Genomic DNA, 15,405 nt, shown 5'->3' with positions numbered 1-15,405 from the left:
TGTGCTCAGGACAAATCCTGAAAAAAACCGGCAATGGTTTTGCCAGTTACCTTCTTGAACAAGCGGGAAAAATAATCCGGGTCATTAAATCCGAGATCGAAGGCCAGTTCTTTCACCGAAGTCCGTTCATTGTAATACAAGCGCCTTCGGGCTTCCAGTATCAAACGGTTCGTTATAAATTCTTTCGGTGAAAGACCCGAGAAATGTTTAACGATCTGATATAAGCTGTCTGTACTTACCGCAAGTTCTTCCGCAATGCTTCGGATACTCGGGTGATCTGTCAGGTTGTTTTCAACAAACACCTTAAATCCGATAAACTTCTCAATTTTGTCATCCCCAAGCTTTCTGTCAGCCGCGAAATAAGCTGTATTCATTTCTGTCAAAAGGCTATTCACATGAGCCAGAATCAGTTCTGGATCGGTATCGGCAATGCTCAACAGGCTAAGAAGAATTTCAAAAATGGCTGTAAGCCTGCCAGCCGCCGCAGATGAAAAGCTGATCTTTTGATGGTTCAACGGGTTAAGCAGGAAAGGAAATTGTTTAGGTAACCGTGAGAAGCATTCTTCATCAAATCTAAGTTTGTAATAGTTGGAGCCATGTGTGGTTGCAGGGTACTGTTGGATTTGATGGGGTAGAGCGAAAAACAATTCATGCTTTCCAATCTCAATTGTATCCAGATCTATTGTATGTTGGCTATGGCCATCTAAAACAAAAAGGAAAAAGTAATATTTCAAACGATGCGTAAGGCCGAGTTTAGCAGCAGTTTCGGTAGATAAATGTCCAAAGTCCGGGGTGACAAGCCTTATTGGCAGTTGATTATTCTGACTGAATTTCTCTGGAAACAAATTTTTATTTCGCATGCCTTAAAAAGTAGCTGAATGGCCTTCAAAGGCAAATATCGTTAATAAATATGGTTCGTCTGATTTATTCCAAAGTGAAAGAGATCACTGGTACAAAAATCTTTCCTCTGACTTAATTGCTAATGATACCTTTTAAATACTTGTCAGTGATAGCAAGCTTAGTCTCCTGTTGGTAAGTGGCTTAAGTAAGAGGTAACGTCCTATTCCGTTTTGGGCCATCATGGATAGGATCGATTTCCGCCCGCGCTGCTCAGGATGGGATTGGATGAAAATACGCAATAAGGGCTGGCACCGGTTAGCGAGACGCAAAGGATAGCCAGGGCCATTTTGGCTACAAAAATCTCCATATCCGCTACAAGCGCCAGCCGCGCGCCGCAGAAATTTGTCTTCCGAAATTAACAAACAAGGTAAATGACAAAGACGATTTTTATTACCGGTGCTTCAACAGGTATCGGAAGGGCTACTGCCCAATTGTTTGCGGCCAAAGGCTGGAAGGTGATCGCGACCATGCGCAAGCCTGAAAATGAAACAGAACTCCATGCGCTGGACAATATAACGGTGCTGCCCCTGGACGTGACCAACCCGGCGCAAATCCGTGAAACCGTGCAGCAAGTGTTGGCTTTGGGCGATATTGATGTGGTATTCAACAATGCGGGTTATGGATTGTTCGGCGCATTGGAAGCGATCACTGACGAGCAGCTGGTACAGCAAATGGAAACCAATTTTTTCGGTGTCGTGCGGGTGACGCAGGCCTTTATTCCCTATTTCCGTGAGCGAAAAGCGGGACTTTTTATCACGACCGGCTCCTCGGCAGGGCTGATGGCTTTCCCGGTAAGCTCGATGTACGATGCCAGTAAATTTGCGCTGGAAGGCTGGGCGGAAAGCTTGTCTTATGAGCTGAATGAATTTGGAATCGGGATTAAAACCATTGAACCCGGATTGGTGGCGACGGAAATTGGTGCGAAGTCGGTGTTTGCCATGCACCCGGCTTATGAAGCATTGACCAGCAAATTCATGGCCATGATGGAACCTGACAATGCTGCGTCGACTTCGCAGCAAATCGCCGAAGTGGTGTACGGCGCGGCTACCGATGGTACCAACACACTAAGGTACGTCTGTGGCGAGGATGCCAAAGAACTCTATGCCCGGCGCCTGGCTGAAGGCGACGAGGCTTTCAGGGACGGGATCAAACAATTGTTAGCCGCTGTTTAAAAATCAGACGGCGTGCCGGCGCAGGCTGGAACGATTTGCGCCGGCAGCCTATTATGTGATTATGAAAAGGGAACATCTCAAACCGCGCGTGTACCATACTATATCCGAAATGCAGAGCGCATTCGGCCTGCCGCAACCTTTGCACCCGCTGATCAGCCTGCTGGATTTCAATAAGGTGCAGATCACGGCCAAAATGCTGACCGACACTTTTGCCATGGATTTTTATAACATCACCTACAACGAATCGGCGGGCTGCCGGATGCGGTACGGGCAAACAACCTACGATTTTCAGCAAGCCGGAATGTTTTTTACCTCGCCGGGGCAGCCGCTGACAGGCATTGAGATGGCCGAATCGACCCTGGGATTTACCTTGCTGGTCCATCCTGATTTTCTGCGGAACTATCCACTGGACGCCAAAATCAAACAGTATGGCTTTTTCTCTTACGCTGTTAACGAGTCGCTGCATTTGTCGGACAAAGAACAGTTGATCATCGAGGGCATTGCCGCCAACATCGGCGACGAGCTCGAAACGGCCATCGACGACCTGAGCCAGGATGTGCTGATTTCGCAGCTGGAACTGATGCTGAATTACAGTCAGCGCTTTTACAAACGCCAGTTTATGACCCGCAAGTCGATCAATAATGCATTGCTGGAAAAGTTTGATCAGCTGCTGAACAACTATTTCAACGACGAAACCGCCCTGCTGAAAGGGCTGCCGAGCGTCCAGTACCTTTCGGACGAACTCCACGTTTCGCCCCGCTATCTGGGCGACATGCTCCGCGCACTGACCGGCCAGAACACGCAGCAGCACATTCACAACAAGCTGATCGAAAAAGCAAAGGAAATATTGACATTCAGCGATTTGTCGGTAGGGGAGATCGCCTATCAGCTCGGTTTCGAGCATCCGCAGTCTTTTAGTAAGTTATTTAAATCAAAGACAAACTTTTCCCCTCTGGAATTCAGAGCGAGCTTTAATTAAGAAAGTCAGGCTATGAATTTTAAGGGCTTTCCAGAGCATATCGGTGACGTGAGAACAACTTATCCTGCGCAATAGAAACAGCCGTCGTAGCCAGTCCATTGAGTACTATATGCGCCTGAATCTGTAAAATTCGCGTTTAGACGTGAATGCTTGTCATGCTTTTTACTTTCCCTCTGACATGCTACATCAATTGATGGATTCTTTTTCCGGAGTTTGGCTACGCAATGCCCCGATTTCACTACGCCGAAGTGCTGAAGGCTGATGAACTTTGCTGTATCAAAATTTAACCAGTAATAAAATGAAACAGTCACAAACACCCATCATCAGCTTCAGTCCGGTTGTATTACCGGTTTCCGGCCGTCACGTAGATCTTGAAATAAAAGTTTCTGCTCCTGCCAGCGGAAACAACCTGCCGGTCATTCTTCTTTCGCATGGGCACGGCCCCTCTAATTTTCTCTCTTCGTACAGAGGATATGGTCCCATTGTAGATTTTTTTGCGGCAGAAGGGTTTGTCGTCATTCAGCCAACTCATCAAAATTCCAGAGCACTTGGGCTTTCGTCATCCCTTCCTGAAGCACCCTTGTTTTGGAGTTCACGGGCAACGGACATGAAATTTATCCTGGATCATTTAGACGAAATTATTGCAACTGTACCCGGGTTAACCGGAAGAGTCGATAAAGCAAAAGTTGCTGCCATCGGCCATTCCATGGGCGGCCACACCGTAGCGATGCTGGCAGGTATGGAAGTAACAGATCCTGCAACAGGTAACATAGTGAATGCCGCAGAACCAAGATTAAAGGCCCGGGTGCTGATTGGCGCGAGCGGTGGGCCCGAAGGATTTAACGGAGTAAACAGACAGCACTATCCGGTATTGGCGGCCGGCCATTTCAGCACCATGGATTTGCCAGCGCTCGTTGTGAACGGGGACCAGGACAAAAACCTCATGTTCTCTGATGTAGACAACTGGCGCGCAGACGCCTATTATCAAAGTCCCGGCCCGAAGGACCTGCTGACCGTATTTGGCGCCGAACACATCTTTGGTGGCATATCAGGGTATGATGCCCGCGAGACAAGTGATGAGAATCCGGAGCGTGTTGCCTTTGTATGCGAAAGCATTCTGGCGTATATTCGGAGTACATTCGATCCGAACGATTTAAGTTGGGAAGAAGCCAAGAAAGCGCTGAACGGCGTACCGGGTGCATTGGGCAGCATTGAAAGTAAATAAAAAACAGACAATATGAAGGATGAGATGTCTAACCATAGATTCCATTCCTTATCAAGGCTGCATAAGGCGCTGGACATACCGGCACCTATGCACCCATTGGTAAGTTTAATAAATAATGCAGATGGTGCTGTTCCGTTGGGAAAATTACCTAATCCGCATATCCTGAACTTCTATAAGATTTCCTATAAGATGAACTTCCAGGGGAAGTTCAAATACGGCCAGCATTACTACGATTTCGATGAAGGTGGAATGTTCTTTGTTTCGCCTAATCAGATCACAGGAGGCCATGCACCACTCAGTGATCAATCGGGTTATACGTTACTTTTCCACCCGGATTTTTTATTGGGTTACGAACTCGCCAGGAAAATCAAGGCGTACGGATTTTTTTCCTATTCTATTAATGAAGCGCTGCACTTATCGGAAAAAGAAAAAACCACGATCATTTCTGTTTTTGAAAGTATTGAAGAAGAATTAAAGGACAGAATGGATAATTTCAGCCAGGACGTTGTTATTTCTCAGATCGAACTGCTGCTGAATTATGCGAACCGTTTCTACAACCGGCAATTCATTACCCGGAAGGCGGTAAGCAGCGATCTCCTTCAAAAGGTAGAAGACATCTTACACGCCTACTTTCAGTCACCACACGCGAAAAGGCAGGGGCTTCCAACTGTCCAGTTTATGTCTGAGCAGTTAAACGTCAGTGCAAGTTATTTAAGTGATATGCTGCGATCACTTACCGGGCAAAATACACAGCAGCATATTCATAACCATCTGATTGATAAGGCAAAGGAACAGTTATCAGCGGGTGATGCCTCAATCAGCGAAATAGCGTATGAATTGGGGTTCGAACATCCCCAATCCTTTAGTAAACTTTTCAAGCTCAAAACCAGTGTGTCGCCTTTGGATTTCAGGCGTTCCTTCAATTAAAGCATATTCGGGTACAGCAAACCATTATTCTGAAGGCTAACAACGTCGCATAGCCTCTATTCAACCCGATCCCTTTCTCGATTGGGAGGAAAAGGTTAAATGGTTGAAAGTTACTCGCCCCTTATTCCAGTGGACGAGTTAAAGAAATCCCGAGTTTCAAAGCAGGTAGTGGCAAGCTTAAACCCCAAGCATCGGGAAATTGGTGCCGGGTTCTGAAAACTTATGGATAGCCTTGGTTATATCACGTGAACCGGTCCTGCCGGTCGTAATGTTCGTTACATATCGTTTCAACTTTATTTAGTGGTGTTGACTTAGACCAGATTTATGAGCTGCATGACAAGGTTGAGGAGCCAGGCTTCGTGGCCGCCCAGCCGGGGCGCATTTCAAAGAACTCATCATGGCTTGTCGAGTATGGATCCTTAATGGCCTGCTGAAGTTTCAAAAAAAGTTGGTTCTCTCCTTTTTGCAATTCTTCAATCGCCATATGAAGCAGGTAATTCCTTAGAATAAACCTTGGGTTGGCTTTGCGCATACGCTGTAAGCTATCTTCCCTTGTGCAGGTGTTCGTACTTAAACGAGCCTGATAGCTCTTCAAAAGCGTGTAAAGCTGAGTGGCACCTCCCGGTTCAGGGTCATTATACAGGCTGCTCTTAAAATAACTGAGCATGTCCTGCTCGGTGGCTAATTCTGTCGGCAGATCGATCAGTAGCTGATAAAAGATCGTCATATCTGGCTGGATTGCCGTCAATACTTTTTCGAATTCGGCCACAAGTTTCACATCATCCTCATCGTTTATACCGTCCAAACCCAGCTTATTTGCCATCATGGCGTAGTACTTACGCGAAAAATCATCTTTATAGGCTTTCAGTTGAATTTCTAGTTTGTCCGTTTCCGGAATCAATGGTACCAACGCATTAGCCAGCCGGCTGAGGTTCCAGTAAGCTATATTGGCCTGTTTGCCGAACGCATATCGCTTGCCTGGCAGGTCGGTGGTGTTAGGCGTAAATTTAGGGTCGTAGTTGTCAAGAAAAGAATACGGGCCATAGTCAATGGTTAAACCAAGCACCGACATATTATCCGTGTTCATAACCCCATGCACAAAGCCTACCCTCAGCCACTCAACGATCATCGTGGCTGTACGTTCGACGACTTCGCCAAACCAGCGCAGGACTTTGTCCTCGCCTTCAATATGCGGATAAAATTGCTCGATCGTCCAGTTCACCAATTGCGTGAGGTTGTCGATCTCGCCTCTGGCGGCAAGCATTTGAAAGTTACCAAAACGTAAAAAGCTTGGGGCTGCACGCATTACAATGGCACCCGGCTCATCAGCAGGTCGCCCGTCGTAAAACATATCACGTACCACCTTGTCGCCCGTGGTAACTAGCGCCAATGCCCGCGTAGTAGGGACACCCAGGTAATGCATCGCTTCGCTCATGAGGTATTCCCGTACGGATGAGCGTAAAACTGCCCGGCCGTCGGCTCTCCGTGAATATGCCGTAGGGCCGGCGCCCTTTAACTGCAACTCCCAGGTATTACCCATAGGGGTTTCCCATTCGCCTAAAGTAATAGCCCGACCGTCACCAAGTTGCCCTGCCCAGTTGCCAAATTGGTGGCCGGCATAGCAGGCTGCATAGGGGTACATGGACGGGGTAACCAGGTTGCCGCCCAGAATTTGTATGTCGTCCGGACCAGGTTCTGCGATGCCCAGGCTGTCTGCCAGTTCGGCGGACCAGGCTAAAAGTTCGGGTCTCTGTACGGGTGTGGGTACTGCCTTGCTATATAAAACTCCGGGAGTTTGACGTGGCTGCAGATTACCGCTGTGATCACCTGGGAAGGTATTCACAAAATTTGTTTTGAATAGCTTAGAACTTAAATTTTCCATAAAGTGCAGCTGATGAGTTGATCAATTGCGATTAAAACTATGCCATTTATTAACAAACGGTTGGAAGTACATATTCACACACACTGGTACAAGGCTCCGCGATGCGTAAAAAAATACGATCTGCTATTAATTATTTTGATGTAATTTATTAAAGGTCCCAATTTCAGGCAATGATGGTGGCATTGTTGCAGCAATCCTATACCAAGGCTCGTTGAAACAATGCCGCAGCGCTAAGCCAGATCAGCTGTCATGACCAGTATGGTAATAGCATTTCTTACTATGTTCTAACTTTGTATGAGAGAACGGTACTTTATAAGCTCTATGTATGGATTCCAAGAAAGGCCTGGTAGTTGGCAGAATGCTGTTGATCAGAAAGCTATTTCATAATGCACCCTTGGCTAAGATTTTTAAATTTAAAAGAACTTTAAGCATTCAAATCCTATTTTAAAAGAATCAGACCCTCTGTCATGAGTATACATTTCGAAAAAGATATCTTTCTTTTATGCAATACGAAGAGAAGGGAATAATCCCGGCTTCACTGGATACGGAAGCGATTGTATCCATGGATGGAACAGGGATTACCGGAGTACATCTTTCAGTAACCCGAAATGTTCCGGGCGTCAGTTCAGAAGAATCTGGTTCAATCGCGAAAGGCGCAGAACAGAATTGCTTAATTGCGAAAGTATTGAAGATCCCTGTAACATCAGAAGCGGTACTTGTTTTCAAATGATCACAGACTATAAAAAATTTGATTTGTTCGGGAAGACGCTTATTCAAAAGGTGGATTTAAAGCCACCTTTTGAATTTGCATTTCCGGTGGCGGAGCAAGCTTGCTTCTTGTATATGTTGAAGGGAGAAATAGATTATCAATCAGGAGATGATCACTTGAAAATAAAAACGCATCAGTCCTTGTTGCTAAATTGTTTGAATTCCGGAAAACAAATTCAAAACAGTCATGCAGACAGCAACGGTGAGATTGTAATTGTTACGTTTCATACAGACATCCTGAAAAAAATTTACGAACGAGAAATCCCTCAGATCTTAAAACCGAACAGCCGCATAAGTAATCAGTCACGAGCCGCGGTTAACAATGATTTCCTGATTCAGAAGTATATCGACGGGCTTCTTTTCTATTTTGAGAATCCATCCCTGGTCAGTGACGAAATTCTGGTTTTGAAGCTGAAAGAAATTATCCTTCTTCTGGCACAAACGCAGGATGCGGAGATCGTGCAAGTCATACTGTCTCAGCTTTTTTCTTCAACAACCTATACCTTTAAACAGATCATAGAAGCCAATTTGTTCTCCCAGGTCGGCATAGAAGACCTGGCACAGCAAAGCAATCTGAGTGTTTCTTCGTTTAAACGGGAATTCAAGAAGCTATATAACGACTCCCCTGCCAATTATATCAGAAACAGGCGTCTGGAGAAAGCGGCGGAGCTGCTCTGTGCTTCCGGCGAGCGTATTACCGATATTGCTTTTGATTGCGGCTTCAATGATCTGGCAAATTTTACCAAAAGCTTTCATGACAAATACGGCACTTCTCCTTCCAATTACCGGTCAACACAACAAGAATAGCTGGATGTATATCGTCTACAGTAGGAAGTGTTGTTTCAGTGATCCGAATTGCCAAATATCTGACCCGATCCGCAAAACCAATCTTTTCTGATTACCCCAACTTTGTGTTGTTAACTAAACACAAAAACTATGGGACTCTCGCATTTAGGTATTTTTCATACCATTATTGGTGTCGTTGCAATTATCGCCGCATGTGTATCTCTGTTCAGAAGCGCCAAAATAGATTTAGGCAAATTGTCCGGAAAAATATATTTCTACTTCACACTGATTGCTTCGCTGTCTGCTTTGGGGCTTTCCAGTGTCAAAGGTGTCAACCCCGGGCATATTCTTGCACTTTTAATTGTGATCCTGATTTTATGGGCCTACTATTTACATGTCAGGAAGCCGGGAAACAATCGTTCACGTTTTTTTGAAAACTTTTTTCTATCATTCAGCTTCTTTCTCTCGCTGCTTCCGGCCGTAAATGAAACGTTTACTCGTGTGCCGGTAGGACATCCTCTGGCAAGCGGGCCGGCAGATCCGTTGATTGCCAAAACGCTACTCACACTATTCCTGCTATTTCTTGTAAGTTCGATTTTGCAATTCAGGAATCAAAGGAGAATAAATAATGCAAGTTGTTAGTTACATGCTATTTTGTTAAAGGTAGAAGCGATTACGAACATCATGACTTTGATCAGAAAGCTTTTAAAAGTTCGGTACGTGATGGCAGCCAATGATCGCATGATTACTCCCGATCCGGAACGGCCGTTGGTCAAAAAACTGAACGCAGCTGCCATCAAATTAAAATCCAGCCATGTCGCCATGCAGGCCAAGCAGGAAAAAGTAGCTGCAATCAAAAGAATTCTCATGCTTCTGGCTTTCTTCCTTTTATGTGTGACAATTACCAATGCACTGCGATGCCGGAGTAAACAACCCATTGCGATGTCCGGATTCCAGGTACTTGCCTTTACTGCTCCGGCAGCAAGCGCTATACCGCATTATACCAGTTTTGCACCAAGTTAACGAGCTAAGGCTCCAAAGTATGCCTCCAGATATAATGGACACTCCAATTTATCCGTAGGTGGAATATGCTATTGATAATTATATAAATTACTAATATTTAATGATTTAAGACGATTCTGCTGTTGACTTTAACGGGTTTTCAGATTGGCATTTTATTGGTGAAGTAGTTCATTGTTGTTGATTCTCCAGACTGCTCTCTAAAATGACGCTCAAAATGAAACGTAACATTCAGCATGAACTCCTCACCGTTCAACTCTTCGAAACCAGCCAATGGCCTTATCCTATTCATGACCACAACCACTTTGAATTGATTTTGACTCGGAAAGGAAGTGGTCGGCATATCGTTAACGGGAATCGTTACACCTATCAGGCTGGTGATGTGTTTTTCCTCGGACCTTTGGATAATCATTATTTTGAAGTCGATAACCTCACTTGTTTCTGCTGTCTTTCCTTCACAGAGCTGTACATGGGGAAGCTAACCAATCCGGGTACAGACTCCTGGTCACAGATTCGGCAAAGAGGCCAAAGGGCAAGCAGGCACCTGGCAGAGAGTATTTTAACCAATGCCAGAGAACAGCAAAATCTGAATGCGCTTATTGAAATCATTTTGGCGGAACAGAATAACATGCGGCAACTCGCTTCAAATCAAATAGTTGATACCTTGATGAAAACGATTCTGGGTTTAGTGGACCGCCAGCTTGCCGAGCAACAGGGAATCAGCGCATCGAGTGTTGCGGCAGCGTCACTCATGCACCGGATCAGTATGTATATCTGCCATCATATTACCATGCCGGATCACCTGCGAATGGAAAGGATTGCAGAGGTATTCAATTACTCGCAGAGTCATTTGTGTGCGCTTTTCAGGCAACAGGCTGGTGAATCGATCAGTCAGTATATTATCCGCTACAAGCTTCAGCTCGTTGAAACCAGGTTACGACGCAGTAGTATGAGTATCTCGCAGATAGCGGACGAATTTGGCTTCACCGATATCTGTCATCTTAACAAACTTTTCAAACGCTATTATCAGACTACGCCAACGGAATACCGGCGAAGCTTACTTGTTCAAAACCGCGCCGGAAGCAGTTACTTACAAGCCATTTCTGACCCTTGGTAAAAAGCTACATCATAACCTGCGATTGACGCGTTTTCCAAAAGACGCTGGTACTAGATGCAGGCAGTTTCTGTCACACCAACTTTTTCTTCATTAAACAGCAGACTGATTACCACGCCTGATTCCTGATTGATCTCAAGTTTGCCCCCAAGTTGTTTACTGAGCCCGCGGATGAGGCTCATTCCCAGCGTACGACTGCGGTTTGGATTCAAGTCGGGGGGGAAACCTACGCCATCATCACTGAGCGTGAGTCGGTAGGTTTGGCTGGCCACTTCGATCAGTTCAATACCAATCGTTCCTTTTTGACCGGCGGGAAAGGCGTATTTCAAAGAGTTGGTAACGACCTCGTTAAGGATAAGTCCAATGGGAACTGCCAGAATAATATCCAGATTCACAGGCGTGACGGTTACTTTTTTTATAACCGAGTTTTGCCGGTCAAACGTAACCAGTAAATAATCGACAATTTCGTCAATGTATTCAGCCATTGAAATCGTTGCAAGTCTGTCTGACTGGTATAGCTTCTGATGGATCAGTGCCATCACATGCACCCGGTTCTGACTCTCGCGAATGGCTGAAAGCGCAGCTTTGTCTTTCAGATAAACGCCCTGCGAATGAAGCAGGCTGGTAATGATCTGTAAATTGTTTTTAACCCTGTGATGAATCTCTTTCAGCATCCACTCCTTTTCTTCCAACAGTTCTTCCTTTTCTTTCAGCAGCGAATCTTTATCTATCAGAATGTGTTGAAGCGATTCATTTTTTTGATTGATTTCCTGCTGTTTGGCTTCCAGGAGCTTGTTACTCTGTTGTTTCAGGCGGTATTGGTTATAACTAATAGCCAGAAGGCCTAAAAGCAGTGTCGCCCCGGCCAGAATACTGTTACGCATTGTTTTCCCTTTTTCCAGCTCATGTTGCTGACGCTGAATTTGCTGTTCCTTCTGGGCAGTAGCATACCGCACCTCCAGTTCAGCTAGCTGCCTTGATTTAGTTTCATTGAAGATGCTGTCATTCAGGATTTTATGCTGTCTGAAGTGATTTATCGCCGAGGTGTAATTTCCAGCGGTCGAGTCCACTTTGAATAACATGAAATGAACATCCTTGATCGTTGACAGGGAGTTTTTTACGGGCGAATAGCTCAGTGCTTTCCGGAGAAATAAACCGGCTTTCTTATAGTTGTTGCGTTTGAGATAGAACGCACCAACATCCACCTGCACCTTTTGTGACATTTCGAAATCGCTGCCCGACTGATCAAACCAATCAACGGATTCCAGATAATATTTTTCGGCCAGCGCATAGTTTTTCAAATCTTCATAACAAAAAGCCTGCGCCTGCGCCACACAGCCTTTCTGGATATTGTTGATAGGCTTAATTTCACGAACAAGGCTGGCTAGCAAACGCAGTGCTTCCTGTGTTTTGTGATGAGCTACCAAATCCTGAACAATATGATAGGCAGCATTGTATAAGGAAAAATTCGGCAGCTTTTCATAGCGCCATTGCTGGAGGGTTTTTTTATACCAGTAAACACTTTCAGCAGGCTTATTCAAATCCCCGTAAATTTCTGCCAGCGTGCCATAAAAAGCCGCCGCTGACAATGTGTCCTGCGTCCGGTTCATACTTTCCAGGCATTGCAGGGAATAAAAAAGAGCTTTATCATAATTTCCTTTTAACCGGTTTACGCTGGCCAAACTGCTGTAGATATAATGTAACCGGGGAAACTTAATTGCTTTGTACCGGTTTAGGACAACCAGAAATTTTGCTTCTGCCAGGTCCAGATGGCCGAGGTCTTCATGGAGTGAAGCAATCTGTTCAGCCACCTGAATTTCCTTCTCCTGATCGTGTAAAGCTTTATAAAGATTTTCGGCTTCATGATAGTAAGAAAAGGCATCAGGGTAATTCTGGAGGATATAGCGTATACAAGTTGCAAACCGATAGTTCGCTTCAGCTTCTGCTTCTTTATCCCCGCTGACCCGGCATTCCGCAATCAGGTTATCAAAATGGGCTTTTCCGGTTTGAAAATCACCACGCTCTACATAAGCAACACTTAACAAGCTTTCCACTTTGTGCAGCTTTCTTTGCAGCATCAGTTTTCTGCTTAAATCCTTGGCTTCCTGTAAATAGGCAATCGCACTGTCCAAGTCCGACCGGACTTCGCCGGCTTTGTAAATCTGAAATTTACCGAGTTCGATTAGCGCAGAAATCCGGGTTGTATCGGCCGTATTTTTCTGCAAACCGGCCAGCAACTGATTAGCCATAGTCCGGGTGATGTTTTGCGCTGAAACAGGAAAAGGCAGCAACCATTGACAGGCAATTCCCAACAGGCATAAACAAGCCATTCTGGCTGAACGCACAGAAGTTGACACGGTGATTCGTTGCGGGAAGAACAGCGGAATATACATCAGATGAATTCGGAAAATTAGGTATTGACCAACTGGAAGCACGACCGTTTCAAGCTTCTGCATTTCTGCTCGCCTGAATAAACGGCATTCAGGCAATGTCAGAATGAGCCTTGGGCGGCTGCACTGAAAGTACTTTCCGGATACCTAGTTTATCCATTCGATATTCGAGTGTTGTTGGCTTTAGATTCATTAGCTCGGCAGCTCCGCCGCTTCCCCGGATCCGGCCATTAGTTTGTTTCAGAATTGCCAGGATATATTCCCGTTCTGTATCCTGCTGAATCTGTTTAACGTCATGCAAATCCTTTGGCGTTGAACTGCCAGTTTTGAAACCGGCATCCGGCTGAAGTACGGAAGCTGAAAAAGTCGTAGCGAACAGGGTATTGACCAATGGACGGCCCAGTTTCAGCGTTGTCTGGCCATCATTGATAATGACAGCCTGTTCAATCACATTCTCCAGTTCACGAATGTTGCCCGGCCAGCTGTATTTAACCAGCTCATTCAAGAGAGATTCACTCATTCCGATAAACGGTTTACCTAATTTACGGGCCGACCGCTGGGCAAAAAACTGAGCTAGAAGAGGTATGTCACCAGGCCTTTCCCGTAAGGAAGGCAGGGTAATCGGAAATGTAGCCAGCCGAAAGTACAGATCCATCCTGAACCGGCCTTCGGCTACTTCCTTTTCAAGATACCGGTTTGTAGCGGCCAGCACGCGTACATCCGTTTTGATAATCGTCTTGCCGCCGACTCGTTCAATCTCTTTTTCCTGAAGTACACGCAGAAGTTTGGCTTGTAACTCAAGCGGCAGCTCGCCCACTTCATCCAGAAAAATGGTTCCGCCATGCGCTAACTCAAACTTGCCGATCCGTTTTTCAAAAGCGCCGGTAAATGCGCCCTTCTCATGGCCAAAAAGCTCGGATTCGATTAAATTGGCCGGCAGGGTTGCGCAGTTGATCTTCACCAGAATCTTATCTTTCCTTGCCGACAGGTTATGGAGTGCACGGGCTATCAGTTCCTTTCCGGTCCCGCTTTCACCTAACACAAGTACAGTCGTATCCGTATTGGCCACCTGGGTTACCTGATCAAAAACGTGCAGCAGCTGTTGGCTCCGGCCAATGATCTCTTCGAAATTAGCAAACGTTTTTACCTCTTCCTGTAAATAGTTGTTTTCCTGTCTTAGTTTTTCGCTGAGTCGGGCCACTTCCTCAAAGGCCAGAACCCGCTCCATGATCAGCACAATGGGTTGTTCGAGCCGCTCCAGTAACCGGATATGCCCCAAAGAATAAGTATGAGGCTTGCGACTTAGAAACGTGAGATAGAATGTTTCCATTTGCCCCACTTTCAGTGGCATGACTATGGCCGATTCCAGTCGGAATGTTTTAACCAGTAACTGTCCCAAAGGAGATTGTTCAAAGAAGATAGGGAAAGTTTCCCTGGTATAGAGTACAGGGCCGGAAGGTGCGTCCTTGGTTTCAGATAATAGAGGCTCCGGAGCTTCATTCGTCATTTGTCCGATAGCAGGCATGTTAATGATTTCATACTCGTCGGAGCCGACACGATAGTAATTATAAAAGGTGACGTTGTCCTTCTTTTGGTATCGAATCGATATGAAATCAAACGAGATATGTGGCTGGAAGACCTTGGCCGCCTTCAGAAGCTTCTGCTCCCAATTTCCTGTACCCGACATAGCGTCAGTGAGGGCAATCTGAAGAGCCTTTTCTTCCCTTAATTTCATCTCAACACTGTGAGCGTGGCGGTAGCGGCTGATTTCCAGAGTCGTAAGAAGATCTTTTTCCCGAAATGGTTTAACAATATAGCCAATTGGCTGCGTAGCTTTTACCGCTTCCAGCACACTTCTGTTGTCGTTTGCAGATATATAAATAAATGGAATGCCAAGCTCTTCCAGTCGCTTGGCCAGATCAATCCCTGTTTCACGTCCCTTCAGATAAATGTCCAGCAAGATCATATCGGGTCTTTGCTCCGCTATAAGAGACAAAGCTTCTCCAAAGGAGTCAGCAATGCCGATGACCGGGTAGCCCGCCTCGCTTAAAATCAATTCCAGATCATTTGCAATGATGTATTCGTCTTCTACAATGAGAATTTTACAGGATGAAGTGGAGGAAAGAGAAGTATTGATGATTGGTTGCATAGCTCAAAATCGATTAAAGAAAGCATGTACAGAATGCATCGTCAGGGGAATACAAGAATTATACCCTTTCGTACCGGGGTTTGTACAAGCGGC

Annotated in this window: 13 protein-coding genes; 9 read left to right on the top strand and 4 right to left on the bottom strand. The window is 45.5% G+C overall.

The annotated features are described in order from the left end of the window. Positions 1–5: 5 nt before the first annotated feature. A complete protein-coding gene (locus FEM33_RS17780) occupies positions 6–860 on the bottom strand; it encodes an AraC family transcriptional regulator (protein ID WP_139013336.1) in 855 nt (284 codons plus the stop codon). A 411-nt stretch (positions 861–1,271) separates the two neighbouring features. Here FEM33_RS17780 and FEM33_RS17775 point away from each other — a divergent pair, with 411 nt between their 5' ends. The 4 genes from FEM33_RS17775 (at position 1,272) to FEM33_RS17760 (ending at position 5,203) form a co-directional block, all read left to right on the top strand. Beyond that, positions 1,272–2,072 carry an SDR family oxidoreductase gene (locus FEM33_RS17775; protein ID WP_139013335.1) on the top strand — a complete coding sequence of 267 codons (801 nt, stop codon included), beginning with the start codon at positions 1,272–1,274 and terminating at the stop codon, positions 2,070–2,072. A gap of 61 nt (positions 2,073–2,133) precedes the next feature. Next, positions 2,134–3,051, top strand: coding sequence for a helix-turn-helix domain-containing protein (locus FEM33_RS17770; RefSeq protein ID WP_139013334.1), 918 nt, complete (start codon positions 2,134–2,136; stop codon positions 3,049–3,051). 298 nt (positions 3,052–3,349) lie between these two features. Then, the gene (locus tag FEM33_RS17765) at positions 3,350–4,276 is read left to right on the top strand and encodes an alpha/beta hydrolase family protein (RefSeq protein WP_139013333.1); all 927 of its coding nucleotides are present in this window, start codon (positions 3,350–3,352) and stop codon (positions 4,274–4,276) included. Positions 4,277–4,288: 12 nt separating this feature from the next. Then, the gene (locus FEM33_RS17760; protein WP_139013332.1) at positions 4,289–5,203 is read left to right on the top strand and encodes a helix-turn-helix domain-containing protein; all 915 of its coding nucleotides are present in this window, start codon (positions 4,289–4,291) and stop codon (positions 5,201–5,203) included. A 322-nt stretch (positions 5,204–5,525) separates the two neighbouring features. Here the strand turns inward: FEM33_RS17760 and FEM33_RS17755 are convergent, their stop codons facing one another. After that, positions 5,526–7,085 carry a protein adenylyltransferase SelO gene (locus FEM33_RS17755; RefSeq protein ID WP_139013331.1) on the bottom strand — a complete coding sequence of 520 codons (1,560 nt, stop codon included), beginning with the start codon at positions 7,083–7,085 and terminating at the stop codon, positions 5,526–5,528. 502 nt (positions 7,086–7,587) lie between these two features. Between FEM33_RS17755 and FEM33_RS17750 the strand changes: the two genes are divergently transcribed. The 5 genes from FEM33_RS17750 to FEM33_RS17730 all read left to right on the top strand — a co-directional run bounded on the left by FEM33_RS17750 (position 7,588) and on the right by FEM33_RS17730 (position 10,776). Next, positions 7,588–7,815 (top strand): OsmC family protein, encoded by a 228-nt coding sequence (locus FEM33_RS17750; protein WP_201747785.1) that lies wholly within the window; start codon positions 7,588–7,590, stop codon positions 7,813–7,815. Continuing rightward, the gene (locus FEM33_RS17745; RefSeq protein WP_139013330.1) at positions 7,812–8,660 is read left to right on the top strand and encodes a helix-turn-helix domain-containing protein; all 849 of its coding nucleotides are present in this window, start codon (positions 7,812–7,814) and stop codon (positions 8,658–8,660) included. Before FEM33_RS17750 ends, FEM33_RS17745 begins: the two co-directional genes overlap by 4 nt. A gap of 129 nt (positions 8,661–8,789) precedes the next feature. After that, positions 8,790–9,281 (top strand): hypothetical protein, encoded by a 492-nt coding sequence (locus FEM33_RS17740; protein ID WP_139013329.1) that lies wholly within the window; start codon positions 8,790–8,792, stop codon positions 9,279–9,281. Positions 9,282–9,362: 81 nt separating this feature from the next. Further along, a complete protein-coding gene (locus tag FEM33_RS17735; RefSeq protein WP_139013328.1) occupies positions 9,363–9,662 on the top strand; it encodes a hypothetical protein in 300 nt (99 codons plus the stop codon). Positions 9,663–9,876: 214 nt separating this feature from the next. Beyond that, positions 9,877–10,776, top strand: a complete 900-nt coding sequence (locus FEM33_RS17730) for an AraC family transcriptional regulator (protein WP_139013327.1) — start codon at positions 9,877–9,879, stop codon at positions 10,774–10,776. A 50-nt stretch (positions 10,777–10,826) separates the two neighbouring features. On the opposite strand, the gene FEM33_RS17725 is transcribed toward FEM33_RS17730, so the two are convergent. Together FEM33_RS17725 and FEM33_RS17720 are read right to left on the bottom strand one after the other, a co-directional pair. After that, the gene (locus FEM33_RS17725) at positions 10,827–13,022 is read right to left on the bottom strand and encodes a tetratricopeptide repeat-containing sensor histidine kinase (RefSeq protein ID WP_161597180.1); all 2,196 of its coding nucleotides are present in this window, start codon (positions 13,020–13,022) and stop codon (positions 10,827–10,829) included. A 232-nt stretch (positions 13,023–13,254) separates the two neighbouring features. After that, positions 13,255–15,312, bottom strand: a complete 2,058-nt coding sequence (locus tag FEM33_RS17720) for a sigma 54-interacting transcriptional regulator (RefSeq protein ID WP_229214288.1) — start codon at positions 15,310–15,312, stop codon at positions 13,255–13,257. Positions 15,313–15,405 lie beyond the last annotated feature (93 nt).

The organism is Dyadobacter flavalbus, from assembly GCF_006149045.1.
GTDB lineage: Bacteria > Bacteroidota > Bacteroidia > Cytophagales > Spirosomataceae > Dyadobacter > Dyadobacter flavalbus.
Note: the sequence above shows the minus strand (reverse complement) of the source record. Positions and strands in the feature narration are given on the sequence as shown.

What these genes read in the sequence shown, in the direction of transcription:
- FEM33_RS17780 (WP_139013336.1), bottom strand. Translation starts at nt 860, where the DNA reads ATGCGAAATAAAAATTTGTTTCCAGAGAAATTCAGTCAGAATAATCAA.
- FEM33_RS17775 (WP_139013335.1), top strand. Translation starts at nt 1,272, where the DNA reads ATGACAAAGACGATTTTTATTACCGGTGCTTCAACAGGTATCGGAAGG.
- FEM33_RS17770 (WP_139013334.1), top strand. Translation starts at nt 2,134, where the DNA reads ATGAAAAGGGAACATCTCAAACCGCGCGTGTACCATACTATATCCGAA.
- FEM33_RS17765 (WP_139013333.1), top strand. Translation starts at nt 3,350, where the DNA reads ATGAAACAGTCACAAACACCCATCATCAGCTTCAGTCCGGTTGTATTA.
- FEM33_RS17760 (WP_139013332.1), top strand. Translation starts at nt 4,289, where the DNA reads ATGAAGGATGAGATGTCTAACCATAGATTCCATTCCTTATCAAGGCTG.
- FEM33_RS17755 (WP_139013331.1), bottom strand. Translation starts at nt 7,085, where the DNA reads ATGGAAAATTTAAGTTCTAAGCTATTCAAAACAAATTTTGTGAATACC.
- FEM33_RS17750 (WP_201747785.1), top strand. Translation starts at nt 7,588, where the DNA reads ATGCAATACGAAGAGAAGGGAATAATCCCGGCTTCACTGGATACGGAA.
- FEM33_RS17745 (WP_139013330.1), top strand. Translation starts at nt 7,812, where the DNA reads ATGATCACAGACTATAAAAAATTTGATTTGTTCGGGAAGACGCTTATT.
- FEM33_RS17740 (WP_139013329.1), top strand. Translation starts at nt 8,790, where the DNA reads ATGGGACTCTCGCATTTAGGTATTTTTCATACCATTATTGGTGTCGTT.
- FEM33_RS17735 (WP_139013328.1), top strand. Translation starts at nt 9,363, where the DNA reads ATGGCAGCCAATGATCGCATGATTACTCCCGATCCGGAACGGCCGTTG.
- FEM33_RS17730 (WP_139013327.1), top strand. Translation starts at nt 9,877, where the DNA reads ATGAAACGTAACATTCAGCATGAACTCCTCACCGTTCAACTCTTCGAA.
- FEM33_RS17725 (WP_161597180.1), bottom strand. Translation starts at nt 13,022, where the DNA reads ATGGCTAATCAGTTGCTGGCCGGTTTGCAGAAAAATACGGCCGATACA.
- FEM33_RS17720 (WP_229214288.1), bottom strand. Translation starts at nt 15,312, where the DNA reads ATGCAACCAATCATCAATACTTCTCTTTCCTCCACTTCATCCTGTAAA.